The following is a 20,966-nucleotide window of genomic DNA, read 5'->3' as shown; positions in this document are numbered from 1 at the left end:
GGCGGAAATCCGACATGTGGCTGTGGCGACCTGCCGTTACCCCGATCGCTGTGCCGCTGCATCGATCGCCTCCGGGCCGCCCCCACACAGCGGCAGCACGAGGTCTTCGTGTTCAGTGGGGGCGCTCGGGGTGGCGTCCGGGCGGCTGGGAAGGCTGCGGCAAGGGGGGCGAGGGTTTCACGGGACGGGTCTGCGCGGTGTCGCCGGTCACGGTCACCGGCTCCCCGTAGTGCCTGATCCGGACCGATTCCCCCTTCACCAGCGTGTACGTGGCCCGGGAGTCGGTGATCTCCACCCGGAGGCACTGGCCGCGGACGTGGACCGAGAAGGCCAGCCGGCTGAGACTGTCGGGCAGCCGGGGCGCGAAGTACAGGGTTCCGGTGTGGTAGCGCATACCGCCGAAGCCGGCGACCAGCGCGATCCAGGAGCCTGCCAGTGACGCGATGTGCAGGCCGTCGCGGGTGTTGTTCTCCAGGTCGTCCAAGTCCATCAGCGCCGCCTCGCCGAGGTAGTCGTAGGCCAGGCGCAGGTGGCCGACCTCGGCTGCGATGACGGCCTGCACGCTCGCCGACAAGGAGGAGTCACGGACGGTGAGCGGTTCGTAGTAGGCGAAGTTCCGCGCCTTCTCGCCCTCGTCGAAGGCGTCGCCACGCAGGTACATCGCCAGCACGAGGTCCGCCTGTTTGACCACCTGCTTCCGGTAGATCTGGAGGTACGGGTAGTGCAGCAGCAGCGGGTAGTCCTCCGGCCGGGTGCGGGAGAAGTCCCAGACCTGGTGGCGGGTGAAGTCCGCGGCCTGCTCGTGGATGCCTAGGGCGCTGTTGTAGGCGACGGTCATCGCCTTGGCGGCGGTGCGCCATGCGGCCGTCTCGTCCTCGGTCACGCCGAGCGCGGCGGCCTGCTCGGGGTGGCGTTCGGCGGCATCGGCGGCGGCCCGCAGGTTCTCCTGGGCCATGAGATTGGTGTAGGTGTTGTCGTCCGCGAGCGCGCTGTACTCGTCGGGGCCGGTGACGCCGTCGATGTGGAAGCGGCCCTGGGAGTCGTGGTGGCCGAGGGAGCACCACAACCGAGCGGTTTCCACCAGGAGTTCCACGCCGGTGTCGCGTTCGAAGTCCTGGTCGCCGGAGACCGAGACGTAGCGCAGGACGGCATGGGCGATGTCGGCGTTGATGTGGAAGGCCGCGGCGCCGGCCGGCCAGTAACCGGAGCACTCCGCGCCGTCGATGGTGCGCCATGGGAAGGCGGCCCCCTCGAGGCCGAGTTGCCGGGCGCGGGCGCGGGCCGCCGGCAGGGTGTCCTGGCGCCAGCGCAGCGCCGCGGTGGCGCTGCGCGGGTGGGCGAAGATGAGCACCGGCAGAACGTAGGTCTCGGTGTCCCAGAAGGCGTGCCCGTCATAGCCGGAGCCCGTCAGGCCCTTGGCCGGGATCGCCCGCTGCTCGGCCCGGGCGGCGGCCTGCAGCACATGGAAGAGCGCGAAGCGGACGGCCTGCTGGATCTCCGCGTCGCCGTCCACCTCCACGTCGGCGTACGCCCAGAACTCGTCCAGGACGGCCCGCTGCTCGTCGGCCAGGCCGTGCCAGCCCGTGCTGCGCGCCTCGGCGAGCGCGGCCTCCGCCTGGTCCCTCAGGGACGGCAGTGAGCGCAGCGAGGACCAACCGTAGGAGACCAGCTTCTCCAGGCGGAGCTTCTCGCCCGCCCTGAGGTCGGCGATGACGGTGAACCGGGCGACGTCGTGCGCGCTCTCTCCGGCTGTCTGGGTGGATGCCGGACCCTGCACGATGTGGTCGGCGGCGGCCGCGACCCGCAGTCCGCTGCGCTCGGTGCGGTGGATCAGGCGCAGCCGGGCCCCTTCGGCGTGGTGCTCCTCGGGCCGTAGCGGGGATTCCAGGGCGGCGGCGACCCGCGGATCGTCGCTGGGCCGCGGCATGGGCTCGTTGGCGACGAGTTCGGACTGGATGACGACGCGCACCTCGTCGTCCAGCGGCTCCACCTCGTAGGCGATCGCGGCGACGGCCCGGTGGGTGAAGGACACCAGGCGGGTGGAGCGCACACGAACGGCCTTTCCCACCGGCGAGACCCATTCGCAGACGCGGTGCAGTACCCCGGCCCGCAGATCGAGGACCCGTTCGTGCGAGAGGAGACGCCCGTAGCGCAGGTCGACCTGCTCGTCGTCGACGAGGAGGCGGATGAGCTTGCCGTCGGTGACGTTGATGACCGTCTGGCCGGCCTCCGGATAGCCGTATCCGGCCTCGGCGTAGGGCAGCGGGTGTACTTCGTGGACGCCGTTGAGGTAGCAGCCGGGCAGTCCGTGCGGCTCCCCCTCCTCGAGGTTGCCTCGCCAGCCGATGTGTCCGTTGGACAGGGCGAAGACCGATTCGCTCTGTGCCAGGACGTCCAGGTCGAGCCCGGTCTCGCGGATGCACCAGGGATCGGACCCATAGGCGGGATGGGTGATCACGGCGGGTCCTCCGGGTGATGTGTCCGGAATGCCTGGTATGCCATGTTCTATATCTGCCCGCTCAAGAGTCACTCCATCCCCAACGGCCCCGGAAAGGACATCGTGGCCTCACCGACGGTCGCGGGGATGAGCGGTCTGGGGGATGAGCGGTCGCGGGGAATGAGCAGGCGCTGGGAATGAGGCGGGCGCCGGGAATGAGCGGGCGCTCAGGGGAGCTGCGCTGCGAACGCCTCGTACGCCCGCTCGTCGAAGAGGACGAACCTGACCTCCTCGACGGCCGTCTCCGTGGCCCTGACCGTGGCCACCGCGATGCGGGCGGCGTCGTCGATCGGCCACCCGTAGATGCCGGCGGACACGGCCGGGAACGCCACCGTGCGGGCACCGAGTTCGTCGGCGAGGCGCAGCGACTCCCGGTAGCAGGAGGCCAGCAGCTCCGACCGGTCCTCCTGGGGGCTGAAGCGGGGACCGACCGTGTGGATCACCCAGCGTGCGTGCAGTTCACCCGCTGTGGTGGCGACCGCCCGGCCCGTGGACAGTCCCTTGCCGTACCGGGAGGCGCGCAGCGCGCGGCACTCCTCGAGGATCGCCGGACCACCTCGCCGATGGATCGCGCCGTCCACCCCTCCCCCGCCGAGCAGCGACGAATTGGCCGCGTTGACGATCGCGTCGGCGCTCTGCCGGGTGATGTCGCCCTTGACCAGCGTGATGGCGGTCATCGCTGCCTCAGCCTCCGCCAGACCGCCTTCGCCGCGTTGTGCCCCGACATGCCGTGCACGCCCGGGCCCGGTGGGGTGGCCGAGGAGCAGATGAAGACGGCCGGGTGCGGGGTGCTGTACGGGGACAGGGACACCTTGGGGCGCAGCAGGAGCTGGAGGCCGGACGCCGCGCCGGAGGCGATGTCGCCGCCCACATAGTTGGCGTTGCGGGCGGCCAGTTCGGGCGGGCCGGCGGTGGCGCGGGCGAGGACGCGGTCGCGGAACCCGGGGGCGAAGCGCTCCAGTTGGCGTTCCATGGCGTCGGTGAGGTCTCCGCGCCAGCCGTTGGGCACATGGCCGTAGACCCAGAAGACCTGCTTGCCCGCCGGGGCCCGGGTGGGGTCGGCGACGCCGGGCTGCACGGCGATGAGGAACGGCCGGTCGGGCGCGCGGCCCTCCCGGGACGCGGCGCGCAGGGCGGCGCCGATCTCCGCGCTGTCGGCGCCGATCTGCACGGTACCGGCGACGCGCGGTTCCTTCGCGGTCCACGGGACCGGGCCGTCCAGCGCGTAGTCGATCTTGAAGACGCCGGCGCCGTAGCGGTAGCCGTCGTAGTAGCGTCCGAGGCCGGCGATACGCGCCAGCGCGGTGGGCGAGGTGTCGAAGATGTAGGCGCGTGCCGGGGGCAGGTCGTCGAGCCGCTTGACCTCGTAGTCGGTGTGGACGGTGCCGCCCAGGTCCTTCAGGTACGCGGCGAGGGCGTCGGAGATCGACTGGGAGCCGCCGCGGGCGACCGGCCAGCCGCGGGCGTGCGCCGCGAGGGCGAAGACCAGGCCGATCGCGCCGGTGGCGAAACCGCCGAGCGGGGCGATCACGTGGGCGACGAGCCCGGCGAACAGGGTCTTCGCGCGCTCGTCGTGGAAGCGGCGCATCAGCCAGGTGGACGGGGGCAGGCCCACGATGCCGAAGCGGGCGAGGGTGACCGGGTCCCGGGGCAGCGCGGTCCCGGGCAGGGACATGAAGTCCCGGGCCAGGGTGTCCCAGCGGCTCAGGAACGGCGCGACGAGCCGGCGGTACGCTCCCGCGTCGCGCGGGCCGAGCGAGGCGGCCGTCTCGGCCACCGACCGGGACAGCACCGCGGCCGTGCCGTCGGGGAAGGGGTGCGCCATCGGCAGCTCGGCGTGCAGCCACTGAAGGCCGTACCGCTCGAGAGGCATGGCACGGAACGCGGGCGAATTGATGCCGAGGGGGTGAGCGGCCGAGCACGGGTCATGACGGAAACCGGGCAGCGTCAGCTCCTCGGTGCGGGCGCCGCCGCCGACGGTGCCGCGCGCCTCGAAGACGGCCACGGAGAAACCGCGACGGGCCAGCTCCACGGCAGCCGTCAGCCCATTGGGCCCCGCCCCCACCACGACCGCATCGAGCATCGACGGCACCTTCGGACTCCTTCGTCAGCCGACGGCCACAGGAGATCAGGATATGCCGGAGGTCTGACACGCCTCGGGTACAGGGGAAGGTCAGGCGGCGCCCGACAGCAGCTCCACCACCCGGCGCGCCGCGTCCGCGTCCCGTGCCGCGGTGAACGGCAGCGCGTTGCCGCCGGTGATCCGGAACGGTTCGCCCCTCAGGGTGAGGTGCGCGCCGCCCGCCTCCTCGACCAGCAGCAGGCCGGCCGCGTGGTCCCAGGCCGCCTCCCAGGAGAAGGCCGTGGCGTCGAGCAGGCCCTGCGCGATATGGAGGTACTCCAGGCCGGCCGAGCCGCACGGGCGCGGGCGGACGCCGGCCGTCCACAGTCCGAGCAGCGCGCGCTTCTCCTCGTCCGTGGTGTAGTCGGGGTGCGACGTGGCCACCTCCAGGTCGCGGCCCGCCGTGGGAGAGCCCGCTCGCAGGCGCTCGCCGTCGAGGAACGCGCCCTTCCCCCGTACCGCCGTGGCGAGGCGGTCCAGGGCCGGGGCGTACGTCCACGATGCGCGTACGACACCGCCCTGGGAGAGCGCGACCAGCGTGCAGAACCCGGGGTCGCCGTGCACGAACTGGCGGGTGCCGTCGACCGGGTCGACGATCCAGACGGGGGCCTCGCCCCGGATGGCCTCGTACGTCACCGGGTTGGCGTGCACCGCCTCCTCGCCCACCACGACCGAGCCGGGAAGCAGCCTCGGGAGCACCTCGGTGAGGTAGGCCTCGGCGTTGCGGTCGGCGTCCGTGACCAGGTCGTGCGGTCCGTTCTTCTCGTCGATCTCGTGCGCGGCGAGCCGGCAGAAGCGCGGCATGATCTCGGTGGCGGCCGCCTTGCGCACGGCCTCCTCGACGTCTGCCGTGCCGTGCGCGAGAAACCCGTCGATGGTTTCGTAGTCGTCGATCATGCCCTCAATGAGAGCACGCGTCACTGACAATCCTCACCGGCCCGGTGTACTCCGGCTGGAATCGGCATGAATTCGGCGCTTCTCCCCTGGTGCCGCGGCAGGCGACGTTTGCCCGTCAAGGAGCGGCGTCCGGTGCGTGCTCTGGGGGTACCCCCTGCTCGAAGAGCTTGGGGGAGTGCCGGCCGGAAGTCCTCGTACTGGACGTACTTGGGCTTTCGGCCGGTGCGGCGAGTGGGGGTCCCCCCTGCTCGAAGAGCTTGGGGGTGGGGGTCCCCCCCTGCTCGAGCGAAGCCGAGAGCTTGGGGGTGGGGGTCCCCCCCTGCTCGAGCGAAGCCGAGAGCTTGGGGGAGTGCCGGGCGTCGCGACGGGGCGAACGTTGCCTGTTGCGGCACTAGGACTAGGAGGGGGCGGCCGGGATGCCACTGCCGCAGTGCGGCGGCGATCGTGTCGATGCCGGTTGAGAACAGGGGCTGTACGCAGCTCTCTTTGGTGGGAAGTAGCGCCAGACGGTCCGCGCCGAGACGCCGACGGCCTGCCCGATCTGCTCGCCCGTGGTCGCGGCGACGCCTTGGGTGATGAACAGGTCGACCGCGGCGTGGGCGACTCACGGTTGCTGACTCCTCCGGGACCGATGCTGACAGTTTGGCTCACCGTCGGAGGTCCGGAACGCCGCTGACCTGCGCTGATGCGCGCAAGGTTCGCCATGTTCTGGAACTGGATCGGCCCCACCCAGGAGGAGATCGAGCAGGCACGTCGGGACTGGATGGAAGGGACGCGGTTCGGGGAGGTGAAGGGGTACGACGGTGCTCCGCTGCCGGCTCCGGAGCCGCCGGCGATGCCGTCGAAGCCACGGGGCCGGGTGCGCTGACCTGCGGAGGTGCTTGATGATCGGCGTCGGGTGGGTGACGTGCTTTCCGGTACTGCCTCCCGCCCTTCGGTCGCGCGCAGGGAGGGCGGCTGAGTGTGCCGCAGGTCGTTCGGCGCCGACAGACTCGACTGCGGGTACGTGGCGTCTCGAACCCCTTGTTGGAGCCGGACAGGTACGTGACCAGCGCCGCACCGGCGCCGGTCTTCGCGGTCGCGGTGGGGCCAGTGCCCAGGCGCATGCCGGTGGCCTGCGCGGGCGGAGAGGTGATGCCCGTCGCCCGCTCCATGAGGAACTGGTCGCCGATCTGCGTGATGACGGCCCCGCTCGTCCGCTCCCCGTGGCGGACGGGCGCGGCCGCAGCCCGCGCTCAGTGGCCGCGGAACGCCTCCTCCAGCCACCAGGCCCCTCGATCGCCGACCACCTTGGCGTCGACGAGCAGGGGCAGCGACCGCGGCCCGGCGACCCAGTCCTCGACGGCCTTCAGGTCCGCCGGTGTGCGCACGGTCACGGCCTCGAACCCGTAACCCCGTGCCACGGCGGCGATGTCAGTCGGCGGGAACCGGACCGTCCCGAGCGGATGGCCCTCGGGCCCGAAGTGGTGCACCTCGGCCCCGTAGGCCTCGTCGTTGTAGACGACGACCACCATGGGCAGCCCGAGCCGGCGCACCGTGTCGAGCTCCGCGGCGCCCATGAGCGCGCCGCCGTCCCCGAGCGCGGCCACCGGCAGCCGGTCGGGCCGCGCCAGCGCCGCGCCGATCGCGGTCGCGAGCCCTAGGCCGATCGACTGGAACGCCTGCGTGAAGCAGAAGCCGTTCTCGTCCGGCACGGACAGGTACATACTCGGGTAGCCCATGAAGTTGCCGGAGTCCACGCCGATCACCCGCTCCGCCGGGAGGAGGTCGTCGAGCGCGATGCTCAGCGTCCGCGGGTCGATCCGCTCGTGGCCGCTCGTGTCCTCGTAGGGCACGTCCCGCCAGCGCCCCCGCGCGGCGAGGGCCGCGGCGACGTCCGGTGTCCGGTAACCCCGCCGTCGTCGCTCCGGGCCCGAGTCGAGGAGGCGCCGAGCCGTGAGCTCCACGTCGCCGGTGACCCCGACGTGCACCTCCCGGTGCCGACCGAGCGCCGACGCGTCGTCGTCGACCTGCGCCACGGTGGCGTCGGCACCGATCAGGCGGCCGTGCCGCGTCGTCCACATGTTCAGGGTGCAGCCCCAGCCCACGACGAGATCCGCGCCTCGGACGAGTTCGGCCGTCAGGGGCGAGGCGAAGCCTCCGGACACGTCGAGGGACCACGGGTTGCCGTGGAACAGCCCGCGGGCCACGGCCGAGGTCGCCGGCAGCGCGCCGCAACGCTCGCTGAGGGCCGCCAGGGCGTCCCGAGCGCCCGGCGAACGCGCTCCCCGGCCGGCCACGAAGACCGGCCGACGGGCCCGTTCGAGCACCTGCGCCAGGGCCGCCACGTCCGCCGCGGTGGGCTCGACCGCCGCCCGTTCCGGCGGCGGCGCGGCTCCCTCCGGCAGACTCGCGGGCACGTCAAGGGCCTGGACCTCCAAGGGGAGGTTCAGCAGGACGGTGCACCGTTCGTGCACGGCCCGTCGCACCGCCTCGCAGGCTTGCGCCACCGCGTCCTGCGCCGACGTGACCCGCATCGGGACTGCGCCCACCGAGCAGGCCAGGGCCTCCTGGTCGATGTGGAAGTTGGACCGGGGCTCGGTCACCTCGGCGGCCAGTACGACAAGCGGCGTACGGCTCTTGGCCGCCTCGGTGATCCCGGTGAGGGCGTTCGTCAGGCCGGGGCCCTGATGGAGGCTCACCGCGGCCACCGCGCCGCTCATGCGGGCGTAGGCGTCGGCCATCGTGGCGGCGCCGCCTTCGTGGCGTGCGGCGACGAACCGCGCCCCGGCCGCGATCATGGCGTTGGTCAGATGGAAGTTGCCCGATCCGACCACGCCGAAGACCTGACCGACTCCGGCCGCGACCAGTGCCCGCCCGACGGCCTCCGCGGCCTTCACGACCGCTCCACCAGCGCGAGCACCCGCGCCGGAGCCCCGGACCCGGTGACGATGGGCAACGGTCCCGCGACGACGACGCTTCCGGTCGGCGGCAGCGTCCCCAGGTTCCGCAACTGGGTCAGCCCGTACTTGCCGCTGCCCATGAGATAGGAGTGGCAGGGGAAGGCCGGGTCGAAGGCGTGCCCGCGTCCGGCGTCGGTGCCCACGGTCTCGACGCCGAGGCCGATCACCGGCGACTCCTGGGCCACCCAGCGGGCGCACTCCGGGGACAGGCCGGGGGTGTGCGGGCCGTTCTCGTCCGCGTTCAGGAAGGCCTCTTGCGAGTCCGAGCGGGCGTCCCAGCCGGTGCGCAGCAGCAGCCAGCCGCCGTCGGGCAACGGCCCGTTCCCGGCCTCCCAGGCCTTGACGTGGTCCACCTCGACGAGGAAGTCCGGGTCCGCCTGCGCCTCGGCGGTGAAGTCCAGCACGGCCGCCGGCGCGATGAGCCGGCGCACCGGCACCGACGCCACGTCGGCGAGGTCCTTCCCGGTGGCCCAGTGGTTCGGGGCGTCGAAGTGGGTGCCGGTGTGCTCGCCGCTGCGGAAGTTGTTCCAGTACCAGGCCGGACCCCGGTCGTCGTACCGGCTGATCTCCTCCAGTTCGAACACCGCGCTCTGGCCGAACTCGGGCGGCAGCTGGATGACCGGCGTCGAGGACGACAGCGGGGACGTGAGGTCGACGACCTCGATCGACCCACTCCGCAACCCGGACACGAGCGATGCGAGGACGGACGGCTCGGACATGAGGGCCTCCTGAGACGGTGTGGAACCGCCAGGATGGCAGCCCGACGTGACGGCGTCCGATCAACGCGCGTCGACGGGCCGGATCTCCGGACCTGGTACGAGCCGTCGGGTCCCGCGTGTTCGCGTGCCGGCACCGGCCGTGACTTTTGACGGTGCGCGGAGGAGGGTGGTGCGGGCGACCATACGCAGCCGCTGCTCCCTGTCGTAGCGGGCGAGGAGCAGCGCGGTGGCGGGGCCGGTGATGCCAGCGGTGATCGTTTCGGTGGGGGTGCGGGCCCACTGGTGAAGGGTCAGTATTCGAAAATTGCGGTATTCGCCGCGGCTTGCGACGTGGGACCAGCAAGGGTAGGCACCCGTGTGCTTGGGTGCCCAGCCTTGGGTTGCAGGCCGGGTGCCTGCCCGGCGCGGCCGATTTCGGAGGGGCGGATTACAGGTGGTAGACCTCGGCGACGCCCTGGCCGAGGGAGGCGGGTTCGCGTCCGAGGAGGGTGGCGAGGTCGTCGGTGAGGAGGTTGGTTGTGGCGGCCTTCGCGCATGCCGGTGACGAAGGCGGAGAGGACGCCGACGCCGGGTTCGGGGACGCCGGCGGAGCGCAGGGCGTCGGCGAAGGCTTCGGGGGTGGGGCTCGTGTAGGGGACGTGCTTGCCGGTCAGGTCGGACAGGACCCGGGCCACGTCGCCGAAGGTACGTGCTGGTGGCGGTGAGGTGGTAGGTCTTGCCCTGGTGGCCGTCCTGGAGGAGAACGTTGGCGGCGGCTTCGGCCATTTCCCGGCGCAGCGCGAAGGGGACCCTGCCGGCTGCGGCGGCCAGGTGGACGCCGCGGTCGGCGGCGTCGGCTCCGAGGAAGACCGGCAGGACGTCGGTGTACATGGAGTTGCGCAGGACGGTGTAGGGCAGGCCGCTGGCCTTGAGGTCGTCCTCGGTGTCGAAGTGGGCCTGCAGCATCGGGCTCGTCGGCGAGTCCTGCACGTTCTTGACGGCGGTGCCGGTGTAGGCGAGCTGCCCGGCCTGTTGGGGTGGGCCATCGCCTGCTTGTAGTTGCGCCACGACCAGGCGTCGATGAGTAGTTCACGCATGGGCCTCACGGCTGCCCCTCCAGGCATGCAAGGCCCCGCGCCCGCGCCAACCAGGATACGCGGCACTGCAATCCGTCCCTTCGGCCTTGACGAGGCAGCGCATTTGGAGAGTACAACGGTCAGGGCGGGTCCATCGCCGTGACGACCGCGAGGAGTCGTATCTCGTCGGTCTCGTCGCGCTCGGCCACTCCCAGGGCGACCCACCGGCCGGTGCCGTCCGCCTGCCACAGGTGCACCTCATGCACGAGGTCGCCGAGCAGCGCCCACGGCTGCGGTATCTCCTCGCCGCGCGCCCTGCGCACGCCGAGGGTCAGCATCCCCCAGCGCTGTCCCCGCCCCCACCGGTCGTTCAGCCGCTGGGCGATCGCTTCCCTCCACGCGTCGAAGTCCTCCGCTGTGCGCTCCCGTGCCGCGCCGTCACCCGTCCCGAGGCCGACGCTCACCGTTAACTCGGCGACGTGGAACCCGGGCCGCCCGAACCCCACGTCCGACCGGCCGGGTCGCGCGGGGAACTCGCGCAGACACAGCCGGTCGATCGTGGCCAGGTGGTCGTCGACGTTCATGGGTCCAGTAGACCAGTCACCACTGACAATTGGTGTGGCGTCAGAGGACCGGACCGTCACGGGCCCTGGCGCCCGCACTCCACGCGCCCGCGAGCAGCAGCACCGCCGTCCGCACCTCCGGCGCACCGCGAGCCCCGTCCACAGAACCGGCACGGCCGTCTCGCGCAGGACGGCCTTCCTCCCTTGTCGGGCAGGAGGTCGGTGGCCGTGCCGGATCGCGGACGGCGCCCGGCCCTCGCGGGAGGGCGCGGTGCCGAGTACGATCCGGCCAACACGCGCACGACCTGGGAGGACGACGGTGGGGCTGACCGGCGGGGACCCCTCTCTGCTGCGACGGATCAACTCCGCCGTGGTGCTGCACGCGCTGCGCGCGACGGACTGTGCGACGCTCACCGAGATCACCCGGGTGACCGGGCTGTCCCGGCCGACCGTCGAGGGAGTCGTCGAGGGGCTGATCGAGGCCGGGCTCGTGGTGGAGGCGGCGGCCGAGGAGGGCGCGGCCCGGCGGCAGGGACGGCCCGCGCGCAGGTTCCGGTTCCGGGCGGAGGCGGGCCATCTGCTGGGGCTGGACGTCGGCGCGCACAGGGTGACCGCTCTCCTCGCCGATCTCGACGGCCGTGAGCTCGGCAGCCTCTCCAAAGAGGTCGACGAGTCAGCGCCGGCCGACGAGCGGCTGGAGCGGCTGCGGAGCACGGTCGCCGAGCTGCTGCGCCGGTCGGGCGTGTCCCGTGGTTCGCTACGCGCGGTCGGGGTGGCCACCCCCGGGATCGTGGAGGCGGACGGCACGGTGCGCCTGGGCACGGCCCTGCCCGAGTGGACCGGTCTGAGGCTGGGCGAACGGCTCAGCCGCTCCTTCAAGTGCCCGGTCCTCGTCGAGAACGACGCCAACGCGGCGGCCGTCGCGGAGCATTGGAAGGGCGCCGCCACCGAGTCCGAGGACGTGGTGTTCGTGCTGGTCGGGCTGAGTCCCGGCGCCGGTTCGTTGATCGGCGGTCGGCTGCACCGCGGCTACGGCGGGGCGGCCGGGGAGATCGGCGCGCTGCATCTGCTGGGCCGCGAGGCGACGCCCGAGACGTTGTTGTCGACCACGGACGAGCCGCTGCAGCCGCTGGACGAGCAGCAGGTGGCCGATGTGTTCGCGCTGGCCCGTGAGGGCGACCAGCGGGCCCGCGCCGCCGTGGACCGTTTCCTGCAGCGGCTGGTGCACGACGTGGCGGCCCTCGTCCTGGCACTCGACCCCGAACTGGTCGTGATCGGAGGCTGGGCGGTGGGCCTGGACGGCGTCCTGGACCCGCTGCGCCACGAGCTGGCCCGCTACTGCCTGCGCCCCCCGAGGGTGGCCCTGTCGCAGCTGGGCGAGGCGGCGGTGGCGACGGGCGCGCTGCGGCTGGCGCTGGACCACGTGGAGGAGCAGCTGTTGGCCGTGGAGGGGACGGTCACGGCGCGGCGCTGAATCCCGGCCCCTGACCCGTAGGTGTCCGGACGGCGTCGCGCCCCGGATGACCGGGGCGCGACGGGTGCGGCTTTCGATGCCGGCTGCGACGGGTGCGGCTTTCGATGCCGGCTGCGGCGGCGTGGTCAGGAGGCGCGGCGCTCCGGGCCGTGGTGGATCTCGATGTCGCCCCCGAAGGTCAGGCGGCAGGTGTCGGCGCGGTAGGTCGCGACGGAGACGGCCGCGGTGCGGCCGCCGGAGTGGAAGCGGGTGGTGACGACGAGGACGGGCGCACCGGGCAGCCGGTCGAGTTCCTTGGCGTCCTCGGCGCTGACCGAGCCCAGCTCGACCGCCTGGTCCCGGCCCTCCAGCTCCAGGTGCTGCAGCTCGCGCAGCACAGCACGCGCGCGTGCCGCACCGGAGGGGGCTTCGATCGCCGAGAGGTCGGGCACCGAGGAGTGCCGGATGTAGAGCAGCTCGGCGGCCACGGGCCGGCCGTGCGACACGCGGGAGCGGCGTACCGTGTGCACCTGCTCGCCCTGGTCGGTCTCCAGGAGGTCGGCCACCGCGGCGGGCGGGACCACGTCCGTGCAGTCGGTGGGCTGCCAGTCGTCGCCGACCGCCCCCGGCCAGGTGTACCCCTCGGCGCCCACGGCCACGCCGACGCGCGGCGGGGCGACAGTGGTGCCGACCCCGCGGCGGCGCTGCAGGCGGCCTTCCAGCTCCAGCTGTTCCAGCGCCTGGCGGAGCGTGGCGCGGGCGACGCCGAACCTGGCGGCGAGGTCCCGTTCGTTGGGCAGGATCTCGCCCACGGAGAACTCGGAGTCGAGTGCTTCGGTGAGCACGGTCTTGAGGTGCCAGTACTTGGGCTCCGGCACCGATTCCAGCTGCGTGGTCCCCACCCTGTCCTCCGCGATCGCCGTGGCCCGGCGGCTTTAAGCGCCCTTGTTTTTTAAAGGTTGTTGCACTTCTCTGCGACCATAGGGCGGCCCCCACCCTTGGTCAAGACCAATCCTCGATCGGTTGCGCGGTACCCGGGCGGTGTGTCACGGAGCGTTCACAGTGCGTTCGCGGTGGGCGACGCGTACGACAGGTCGACGAAGCCTCCGTTCGCGGACCTCGCGCCAGGGAGACTTCGCGGGACGTCGTCGTACCGAGGCCTCCCGATCACTCTTTCGTACGGAGGCCTCCCGATCACTCTTCCGGTTGCCGGTCGATCGGCAGGGAGGCCAGCTTCTCCGGGTTGCGGATGACGTAGACGCACTGGACCCGCCCGTCCACCACGTCCACCTGGAACACGGTGTCGGGCTTGCCGCCGGACAGGACGAGCAGGGCGGGACCGCCGTTGAGCTCCAGGTGGCGCAGCGACATGTCCGCCGGGCGCTGCCCGGCGACGGCGGCGAGGAACCGGCCGACCTTGTCCGCGGTCTGAAGGACGCGCAGCGGTGCCTTGGCGCGACCACCGCTGTCGCCGACCAGCCGTGCGTCCGATGCGAGCAGTTCCATCAGCCCCTTGAGGTCGCCCTCGACGGCCGCGGCGAGGAAACGCTCGGTCAGGTCGCGGCGTTCGGCGGGGTCGACGTCGTAGCGCGGCCGACGTTCCTCGACGTGCTTGCGGGCGCGTGCGGCGAGTTGGCGCACCGCGGCCTCGCTGCGGTCGAGGGTGGCGGCGATCTCCCCGAACGGGAATCCGAAGGCCTCCCTGAGCACGAACACCGCGCGCTCAAGGGGCGACAGGGACTCCAGGACGACGAGGACGGCGAGCGAGACGGAGTCGGCGAGCGCGGCCCTGTCCGCCGCGTCCGGCGCCGTGTCGCCGAAGTCGGTGACGTAGGGCTCGGGCAGCCAGGGCCCGACGTAGTCCTCCTTGCGGGCCTGCGCCTGGCGCAGCCGGTCGACGGCCAGCCGGGTGGTGACGCGGACGAGGTAGGCGCGCGGCTCGCGCACCGCGTCGCGGTCGGCCCGGGACCAGCGCAGCCAGGCCTCCTGGACGACGTCCTCGGCGTCGGCGACCCGGCCGAGCATGCGGTAGGCCACTCCCATCAGGATCGTACGGTGCTCTTCGAAGACCTCGGTCGTGGTGTCGGTCGTCACCGTCCCATCCCATCCGACACGCTCCCACCATGTCCAGGAGACAAGGCGGTTGACGCAGCACAATGGCCGGCGGACCGCCTGTGGCCGAACAGCGTCGACACGGGGCTACCCGCCGGTAGCGATTGCTGACAAGCTGTCTACCGCATCGTCCGTGCCCCCAGACGAGGAGCAGCACCATGCCGGCCACGGTCTCCTTCAGCGTCCCTTCTCCGCACGGCCCGCGGACCGTGACCGTCTCCTACGCGCGCGTGGGCGCGGGCGAACCGCTCCTGCTGCTGCACGGCATCGGCCACCACCGGCAGGCCTGGGACCCGGTCGTGGACATCCTGGCGACCGAGCGGGACGTGATCGCTGTCGACCTCCCGGGTTTCGGCGCGTCTCCGGCCCTGCCGGAGGGGCTGGCCTACGACCTGGCGACCGTGGTGCCGGCGCTCGGCTCGCTGTGCGAGGCGCTGGGGATCGAGCGTCCGCACGTGGCGGGCAACTCCCTCGGCGGACTGCTGGCCCTGGAGCTGGGCCGCGAGAAGCTCGTACGGTCCGTCACCGCCCTCGCGCCCGCCGGTTTCTGGACCCCCGTCGAGCGCCGGTACGCGTTCACGGTCCTTTCCGCGATGCGGCAGGCCGCGCGGAACACGCCGCTGCCGGTGGTGGAGCGGCTGTCGCGCACGGCCGCCGGACGAACGGTCCTGACGAGCACCATCTACGCCCGTCCCGGGCGCCGTTCACCCGAGGCCGTCGTCGCCGAGACCCTGGCGCTGGCCCGCGCCGAGGGGTTCGCCGAGACCCTCCGGGCGGGCACGTCCGTCCAGTTCACCGAGGACGTGCCCGGGCTGCCGGTCACCGTGGCGTGGGGCACCAGGGACCGGCTGCTGCTGTACCGTCAGGGCGTTCGCGCCAAGCGGATCATCCCCAGGGCCCGGCTGGTGCGGCTGCCCGGCTGCGGGCACGTCCCGATGAACGACGACCCCGCTCTGGTCGCCCGGGTCATCCTGGACGGCAGCCGCTGACCCGGCCGGGCGGTCCTGGAGCGGGCGGCCGGGGCCGGTTCGGCGGTGCGTCCGTGGTCCGCGTACGGGACGGCGGCCGGCGACGGCGTACGACTGGTGCTGGGTTTCGCGCACCTGTCACTCCGCACACGTCCGGGAGGGCGTACGGGTGACGGGGGACGCCACGCGCGCGTGACGTGTGTCCTTCACCGTGCGGCCGGGGTCCGTTGTTCACGTGCGGTTTCCGTGCGCGCCGTGGCGCACCAGTAGGTGTTGCGGTGCCCATTGACCGGAATACGTCCCTGGAGGCGCATCCCATGTCACACCGTCCCTTCCCCGGCCGCCGCAGCGTGCTGCGCGGCTCCCTGGCCGCTTCTGCGGCCCTCACCCTGCCCACCGCGCTCGGCGCGGCGCCGGCATTCTCCCTGTCGGGACGCCCGAAGGCGGGATGGGGCGTCCAGGCCGGTGACGTGACCGCCCACTCCGGTCTGGTCTGGGTGCGCTCGGACCGCCCGGCCCGGATGATCGTCGAGACCGCCGCGACGGAGTCGTTCCGCAACCCGCGCAGATGGCAGGGGCCGCTGCTGGGCCCGGACACCGACTTCACCGGCACCACGCGGCTGCACGGGCTGCCGGCCGGCGAGCAGATCCACTACCGGGTGCTGCTGGCCGACCCGGACGACCCTCGCCGCACCGGCGAGCCGGCGACCGGCACCTTCCGTACGACGCCCGCCGGGCGGCACGGCGGGGTGCGGTTCCTGTGGTCGGGCGACCTGGCCGGGCAGGGCTGGGGCATCAACCCGGACCGCGGCGGTTACCGGATCTACGACGCGATGGCGAAGCTGGACCCGGACTTCTTCCTGTGCAGCGGTGACAACATCTACGCCGACGGCCCCGTCTCGGCCACCCAGGCCCTGCCCGACGGCAGCACCTGGCGGAACATCAGCACCGAGGAGAAGTCCAAGGTCGCCGAGACCCTGGCCGAGTACCGCGGCAACTTCCGCTACAACCTGCTCGATGAGAACCTCAAGCGGTTCAACGCCCAGGTGCCGTCGATCATCCAGTGGGACGACCACGAGGTCCGCAACAACTGGTACCCGGGCGAGGTGATCGCCTCCTCCGACACCCGCTACACCGAGAAGAGCATCGACGTGCTCGCCGCCCGCGCCCGGCGCGCGTTCAGCGAGTACTTCCCGATCTCGACGCTGCAGCCGGGCGACAAGCACGGCCGGGTCTACCGGGTCATGCGGCACGGCCCCCTGCTGGACGTGTTCGTGCTGGACATGCGCACCTACCGCGACCCCAACTCACCCGACAACCAGACGGTCGACCCGCAGGGCATCCTCGGTGCCGAGCAACTCGAATGGTTGAAGCGCGAGTTGGCGGCATCATGCGCGGTCTGGAAGGTGATCGCCGCCGACATGCCGCTCGGCCTGGTCGTGCCGGACCCGATGGAGAACAAGCCCAACTTCGAGGCGGTGGCACAGGGTGACCCGGGCGCGCCGCTCGGGCGGGAGCTGCAGATCGCGGAGCTGCTGCGGTTCATCAAGCACCGGAGGATCACGGGCACGCTGTGGCTGACGGCCGACGTGCACCACACCTCGGCGCAGCACTACCACCCCTCGCGGGCCGCCTTCACCGACTTCGAACCCTTCTGGGAGTTCGTCTCGGGTCCGCTCAACGCCGGCGCGTTCCCGGCGAGCGCGCTCGACGGCACGTTCGGCCCGGAGCGGGTGTTCGTGAAGGCGCCGACCGCCTCGAACGTCTCCCCCGCCGGCGGCTACCAGTTCTTCGGTGAGGTCGACATCGACGGTGACAGCGGTGAGTTGACGGTCCGTCTGCGAGAGCAGGACGGTACGGTTCTGTTCACCCAGGTGCTGCAGCCGGGTCGCGTGGGCCAGTAACGGGCCCGCCGCTTCGGCTACCCTCGATCACCGCGCCGCGCACCGGTGTCATCCCCCGGTGCGCGGCATCGCGGTCGCCGCCACCTACGCATCTCGTACAACAGGCAACAAAAGGGACAGATCTATACTTAACCGATCAGTCACAAAGCGTTCGTGATCACGCAACACCCTTCCTGCACAGTACTTGCATGACTCCAGACATGTCTGATGTGAGGCGCGCCAAGAACGGCCGCCTGGTGCACCACTGGCGACGCGACCTGGTGGAGCTCGCCGCCCTGTTCACGGCGGTCGCGGTGGCGGACGTGACGGCCAACCTGGTCGGGCACGGGCCCGACGGCCCCGCCCTCCTCGTGATTTCGGCGGTGGCGCTGGTGGCGACGGCCGCGTTCCACTCATGGTGGTCACGCCGCCACGGCCATGCGCCGCCCTCGGCCGATACCGGCGCCCGGCCGCTCCCCGAGGCGGAGCAGGCCGGGCCGTCCGGGACCGACGCGGCCGACGGGGCGAGCACGCTGTGGCGGATGCGGACGACGGTGAAGGACGAGCCGGGCTCGCTGGCCGCGCTGTGCACGGGGCTGGCGAGGCTGCGCATCGACATCCTCAGCCTGCAGACACACCCGCTGGCGGACGGCACGGTCGACGAGTTCCTGCTGCGGGCGCCCGCCGGCGTGGAGGGGGGCGAGGTCACCCGGGCCGTGTCACAGGCTGGCGGCGACGGGACCTGGATCGAGCGGGCCGACGCACACGACCTGGTGGACGTCCCGACCCGGGTACTCGGACTCGCCGCGCGCACCGCCCTGGACGCGGCGGAACTTCCCCTCGCCCTGCGGCAGTTGCTCGGCCGGTGCACCATCCGTTCCCTGCCCGCCGTCTCCCCCGGCTCCGGCCGGGCCCAGGAGGAGGCTCCCGTCGAGGGCGCCCTGGAGGACACGGTGATGCGGCTGCGGGCGCCGGAAGGCGGCGTGATCACGGTGGAGCGGCCGTATCTGCCGTTCACGCCGACGGAGTTCGCGCGGGCACGCGCGCTGGTGGACCTGGACACGCGGCTGGGTCCGCGCATCCCGCGCAGCCAGGACGTGCTGACGCTGCCGGAAGGCAACGCGATCACCGTGCGGCGCGCCGACACCTCCGACCTGAAGGCGGCGAAGGAGATGCACGCCCGGTGCTCGGCGCGCACGCTGGGCATGCGCTACCACGGGCCGGTCCATGACGCGGAGCGCTATCTGGGCCACCTGCTCAGCCCGCGCTTCGGCCGCACCCTGGCCGTGCAGACGGGATCGGGCCGCATTGTCGGCCTCGGCCATCTGCTGTGGGACGGCGACGAGACCGAGGTCGCGCTGCTCGTCGAGGACGAGTGGCAGCGGCGCGGCATCGGCAGCGAACTCCTCGGCCGTCTGGTGTCGATGGCGGTCGAGGCGGGCTGCGAGAACGTCTACGCGGTCACGCAGGCGTCCAACACGGGCATGGTCGCCGCGATGCGCGGCCTCGGGCTGCCCCTCGACTACCAGATCGAGGAGGGCACCCTGGTCGTCACGGCCCGCCTGGACGCGACCCCGGTGGCCTCCCGTCTGCCGTACGGCGAGGCGTTCGAGCGGCCCGGTTCGAGGAGCACGCGCGACTGACGAGGCACACACGCACGACCGACGGGGAACGGCCCGGCGCACTCCGCCGGGCCGTTCCCCATGCCGCGACCGGGCCCGCTACCGGCCGGCCATCTCCTCCCGGCGCCGATCGCCTCCGCCCTGTTCCGCTCCCAGGGCCCGCTCCAGGTCGGCCCACAGGTCCTCGGCGTCCTCCAGGCCCACCGACAGCCGCAGCAACCGGTCGCTGACCCCGGCGCCCCGGCGGTCCTCGGCGTCTACGATGCGGTGGCTGATGGACGCCGGATGCTGGATGAGGGTGTCGACGCTGCCGAGGCTCACCGCGGGCGTGATCACACGGACCCCGGCGATCACCGCGTGGGGATCGCCGTGGATCTCGAAGGCGACCATCGCGCCCCCGACGCGGGGGTAGTGGACGCGGACGATCCGCGGGTCGGCGGCGAGGCGCCGGGCCAGTTCGGCGGCAGTGGCGGAGGCCGCCCGCACCCGTACCGGCAGCGTCGCGAGGCCGCGCAGCAGCAGATAGCCGGCGAGCGGATGCAGCACCCCACCCGTCGCGAAGCGCACCTGCCGCAGCCGGCGTGCCAGTTCCTCGTCGCAGGCCACCACCCCGCCCATCACGTCGCCGTGCCCGCCGAGGTACTTGGTGGCACTGTGCAGCACCAGGCGCGCCCCCTGCTCGACGGGCCGCTGCAGCACGGGCGTGGCGAAGGTGTTGTCCACCAGCAGCGGAATCGACCCGCACGCGTGCGCGACCGCCCGCAGGTCGACCTCCGCGAGCGTCGGGTTGGCCGGGGACTCGACCATGACCAGGCCGGTGTCCGGGCGCAGCGCCTCCTCGATGCCCGCCGGGTCGGTCCAGGTCACCTCGGAGCCGAGCAGCCCGGCGGTCAGGAGGTGGTCGCTGCAGCCGTACAGCGGTCGCACCGCGACGACATGCCGCAGGCCCAGCGCGCCCCGGGCGAGCAGCACGGCGCTCAGGGCGGCCATGCCGCTGGCGAACGCGACCGCGCTCTCGGTGCCCTCCAGGCGGGCGAGCGCGGTCTCGAAGCGGGCGACGGTCGGGTTGCCGAGCCGTCCGTAGACGGGCGGGCCCACCAGTTCGGCGCCGTCGGCCGCGAAGGCGTCGAGGCGGGCGGCCTCGCCCCGGCTGTCCGGGCAGGGGTAGGTGGTGGACAAGTCCAGGGGCGGGGCGTGCAACCCCAGGGCGACGAGGTCCTCGCGCCCGGCGTGCACGGCCTCGGTGGCGAGCGCCCGGCGCCCGGACGGACCGCCCGCGGGGAATCCGTTCCGCATGTCATGAGTACGGGAATCCATGGACGGCAGACTGAACAACGGCCGGGGTCACGGCGGCGAAACCCGTGTTACGTTCGGCGCATGGCCGAATCCGTCGTACTGGACCCGGTGGATCTGCATCTGCTGCGGCTTTTGCAGAACGACGCCCGGGCCACCTACCGCGACCTCGCCGCGCAGGTCGGGGTCGCGCCCTCGACCTGCCTGGACCGGGTGACCCGGCTGCGCCGCTCGGGCGTGATCCTCGGCCATCAGCTGCGGCTGGACCCGGCGAAGCTGGGGCGCGGCCTGGAAGCGCTGCTGTCGGTGCAGGTCAGACCGCACCGGCGGGAGCTGGTCGGTCCGTTCGTGGAGCGCATCCGGGCGCTGCCCGAGTCCCGTACCGTCTTCCACCTGACCGGCCCGGACGACTACCTCGTGCATGTCGCGGTCGCGGACATGGCGGATCTTCAGCGACTGGTGCTCGACGAGTTCACGGCACGGCGGGAAGTGGCGCGGGTGGAGACCCGGTTGATCTTCCAGCAGTGGGACTGCGGCCCGCTGCTTCCCCCGGGACAGGCCACTGCCTGAGCCGTGCCGAAACCCGCTGGGCAGAGGTAAGGGGGCCTTGCACTGCGCCCGCCCGGGTCGCGCGGCCTGGCACCGCACCTCGCCGCGTTGTCGGGTCGCCCGCGTACGCCCAGTACACGGGAGACCCTCCGCCTTGCGATGCACGGCACCAGACCACGCGACCTCATCGGGCGCTCCTAGTCCCGTTCTTCGCACATGGTTTTCTGATGCCCGCCGGTGACCGGCGCTGGGCTGGCTCGTTGGTTGCGGTATGGCTGTCATATCGGGTCA

At 72.4% G+C, this 20,966-nt stretch carries 16 protein-coding genes and 2 pseudogenes; 7 read left to right on the top strand and 11 right to left on the bottom strand.

Features of this window, described 5'->3' with window-relative positions:
• Positions 1-112: 112 nt before the first annotated feature.
• The 5 genes and pseudogenes from AB0N14_RS36610 to AB0N14_RS36590 all read right to left on the bottom strand — a co-directional run.
• Entirely contained in the window at positions 113-2,458 is a 2,346-nt protein-coding gene (locus AB0N14_RS36610; RefSeq protein ID WP_366030026.1) for a glycosyl hydrolase family 65 protein, read from the bottom strand.
• A gap of 206 nt (positions 2,459-2,664) precedes the next feature.
• Complete coding sequence (locus AB0N14_RS36605) at positions 2,665-3,174, bottom strand: O-acetyl-ADP-ribose deacetylase (protein ID WP_366030025.1); 510 nt, start codon at positions 3,172-3,174, stop codon at positions 2,665-2,667.
• Positions 3,171-4,580 carry an NAD(P)/FAD-dependent oxidoreductase gene (locus AB0N14_RS36600; RefSeq protein WP_366030024.1) on the bottom strand — a complete coding sequence of 470 codons (1,410 nt, stop codon included), beginning with the start codon at positions 4,578-4,580 and terminating at the stop codon, positions 3,171-3,173. The genes AB0N14_RS36605 and AB0N14_RS36600 overlap by 4 nt, the downstream gene beginning before the upstream one ends.
• A gap of 90 nt (positions 4,581-4,670) precedes the next feature.
• Positions 4,671-5,516, bottom strand: a complete 846-nt coding sequence (locus AB0N14_RS36595) for an inositol monophosphatase family protein (protein WP_366030023.1) — start codon at positions 5,514-5,516, stop codon at positions 4,671-4,673.
• Between the two features lie 401 nt (positions 5,517-5,917).
• Positions 5,918-6,120, bottom strand: a pseudogene (locus AB0N14_RS36590) (helix-turn-helix domain-containing protein); the annotation flags it as partial.
• Positions 6,121-6,219: 99 nt separating this feature from the next.
• Between AB0N14_RS36590 and AB0N14_RS36585 the strand changes: the two are divergent.
• Positions 6,220-6,384 (top strand): annotated as a pseudogene (locus tag AB0N14_RS36585) (pirin family protein); the annotation flags it as partial.
• A 367-nt stretch (positions 6,385-6,751) separates the two neighbouring features.
• On the opposite strand, the gene AB0N14_RS36580 reads toward AB0N14_RS36585, so the two are convergent.
• Both AB0N14_RS36580 and AB0N14_RS36575 read right to left on the bottom strand, forming a co-directional pair.
• On the bottom strand, positions 6,752-8,395 hold the full coding sequence (locus AB0N14_RS36580) for a thiamine pyrophosphate-binding protein (protein WP_366030022.1): 1,644 nt from the start codon (positions 8,393-8,395) through the stop codon (positions 6,752-6,754).
• Positions 8,392-9,177: a cyclase family protein gene (locus tag AB0N14_RS36575; protein WP_366030021.1), complete on the bottom strand. Its 786-nt coding sequence runs from the start codon at positions 9,175-9,177 to the stop codon at positions 8,392-8,394. The genes AB0N14_RS36580 and AB0N14_RS36575 overlap by 4 nt, the downstream gene beginning before the upstream one ends.
• Positions 9,178-9,900: 723 nt before the next feature.
• On the opposite strand from AB0N14_RS36575, the gene AB0N14_RS36570 reads away from it, so the two are divergent.
• The gene (locus tag AB0N14_RS36570) at positions 9,901-10,215 is read left to right on the top strand and encodes a hypothetical protein (RefSeq protein WP_366030020.1); all 315 of its coding nucleotides are present in this window, start codon (positions 9,901-9,903) and stop codon (positions 10,213-10,215) included.
• 157 nt (positions 10,216-10,372) lie between these two features.
• Here AB0N14_RS36570 and AB0N14_RS36565 read toward each other — a convergent pair whose 3' ends face one another.
• Positions 10,373-10,816 (bottom strand): hypothetical protein, encoded by a 444-nt coding sequence (locus AB0N14_RS36565; RefSeq protein WP_366030019.1) that lies wholly within the window; start codon positions 10,814-10,816, stop codon positions 10,373-10,375.
• 298 nt (positions 10,817-11,114) lie between these two features.
• Between AB0N14_RS36565 and AB0N14_RS36560 the strand changes: the two genes are divergently transcribed.
• Positions 11,115-12,269, top strand: a complete 1,155-nt coding sequence (locus tag AB0N14_RS36560) for an ROK family transcriptional regulator (RefSeq protein ID WP_366030018.1) — start codon at positions 11,115-11,117, stop codon at positions 12,267-12,269.
• A gap of 125 nt (positions 12,270-12,394) precedes the next feature.
• Here AB0N14_RS36560 and AB0N14_RS36555 read toward each other — a convergent pair whose 3' ends face one another.
• Both AB0N14_RS36555 and AB0N14_RS36550 read right to left on the bottom strand, forming a co-directional pair.
• Positions 12,395-13,150, bottom strand: coding sequence for a GntR family transcriptional regulator (locus tag AB0N14_RS36555; protein ID WP_366030017.1), 756 nt, complete (start codon positions 13,148-13,150; stop codon positions 12,395-12,397).
• A 292-nt stretch (positions 13,151-13,442) separates the two neighbouring features.
• Positions 13,443-14,342, bottom strand: a complete 900-nt coding sequence (locus AB0N14_RS36550) for an RNA polymerase sigma-70 factor (protein ID WP_366030016.1) — start codon at positions 14,340-14,342, stop codon at positions 13,443-13,445.
• Positions 14,343-14,518: 176 nt separating this feature from the next.
• On the opposite strand from AB0N14_RS36550, the gene AB0N14_RS36545 reads away from it, so the two are divergent.
• From AB0N14_RS36545 to AB0N14_RS36535, 3 genes are all read left to right on the top strand, one after another.
• A complete protein-coding gene (locus AB0N14_RS36545; RefSeq protein ID WP_366030015.1) occupies positions 14,519-15,349 on the top strand; it encodes an alpha/beta fold hydrolase in 831 nt (276 codons plus the stop codon).
• A 296-nt stretch (positions 15,350-15,645) separates the two neighbouring features.
• Positions 15,646-17,232 carry an alkaline phosphatase D family protein gene (locus AB0N14_RS36540; protein ID WP_366030014.1) on the top strand — a complete coding sequence of 529 codons (1,587 nt, stop codon included), beginning with the start codon at positions 15,646-15,648 and terminating at the stop codon, positions 17,230-17,232.
• 200 nt (positions 17,233-17,432) lie between these two features.
• Positions 17,433-18,854: a GNAT family N-acetyltransferase gene (locus AB0N14_RS36535; protein WP_366030013.1), complete on the top strand. Its 1,422-nt coding sequence runs from the start codon at positions 17,433-17,435 to the stop codon at positions 18,852-18,854.
• Positions 18,855-18,932: 78 nt separating this feature from the next.
• Here the strand turns inward: AB0N14_RS36535 and AB0N14_RS36530 are convergent, their stop codons facing one another.
• Positions 18,933-20,150, bottom strand: a complete 1,218-nt coding sequence (locus tag AB0N14_RS36530; protein WP_366030012.1) for an aminotransferase class I/II-fold pyridoxal phosphate-dependent enzyme — start codon at positions 20,148-20,150, stop codon at positions 18,933-18,935.
• Positions 20,151-20,210: 60 nt separating this feature from the next.
• Here AB0N14_RS36530 and AB0N14_RS36525 point away from each other — a divergent pair, with 60 nt between their 5' ends.
• The gene (locus AB0N14_RS36525) at positions 20,211-20,696 is read left to right on the top strand and encodes an Lrp/AsnC family transcriptional regulator (protein WP_103844475.1); all 486 of its coding nucleotides are present in this window, start codon (positions 20,211-20,213) and stop codon (positions 20,694-20,696) included.
• Positions 20,697-20,966: the final 270 nt, after the last annotated feature.

The sequence above is a fragment of the Streptomyces sp. NPDC051104 genome (genome assembly GCF_040682835.1).
Lineage (GTDB): Bacteria > Actinomycetota > Actinomycetes > Streptomycetales > Streptomycetaceae > Streptomyces > Streptomyces cynarae.
Note: the sequence above shows the minus strand (reverse complement) of the source record. Positions and strands in the feature narration are given on the sequence as shown.

Bases quoted from the DNA above. Each gene is read 5' to 3' on its own strand.
- AB0N14_RS36525 (WP_103844475.1), top strand. From the start codon at position 20,211: ATGGCCGAATCCGTCGTACTGGACCCGGTGGATCTGCATCTGCTGCGG.
- AB0N14_RS36595 (WP_366030023.1), bottom strand. From the start codon at position 5,516: ATGATCGACGACTACGAAACCATCGACGGGTTTCTCGCGCACGGCACG.
- AB0N14_RS36540 (WP_366030014.1), top strand. From the start codon at position 15,646: ATGTCACACCGTCCCTTCCCCGGCCGCCGCAGCGTGCTGCGCGGCTCC.
- AB0N14_RS36575 (WP_366030021.1), bottom strand. From the start codon at position 9,177: ATGTCCGAGCCGTCCGTCCTCGCATCGCTCGTGTCCGGGTTGCGGAGT.
- AB0N14_RS36605 (WP_366030025.1), bottom strand. From the start codon at position 3,174: ATGACCGCCATCACGCTGGTCAAGGGCGACATCACCCGGCAGAGCGCC.
- AB0N14_RS36535 (WP_366030013.1), top strand. From the start codon at position 17,433: ATGTCTGATGTGAGGCGCGCCAAGAACGGCCGCCTGGTGCACCACTGG.
- AB0N14_RS36600 (WP_366030024.1), bottom strand. From the start codon at position 4,580: ATGCTCGATGCGGTCGTGGTGGGGGCGGGGCCCAATGGGCTGACGGCT.
- AB0N14_RS36565 (WP_366030019.1), bottom strand. From the start codon at position 10,816: ATGAACGTCGACGACCACCTGGCCACGATCGACCGGCTGTGTCTGCGC.
- AB0N14_RS36530 (WP_366030012.1), bottom strand. From the start codon at position 20,150: ATGGATTCCCGTACTCATGACATGCGGAACGGATTCCCCGCGGGCGGT.
- AB0N14_RS36545 (WP_366030015.1), top strand. From the start codon at position 14,519: ATGCCGGCCACGGTCTCCTTCAGCGTCCCTTCTCCGCACGGCCCGCGG.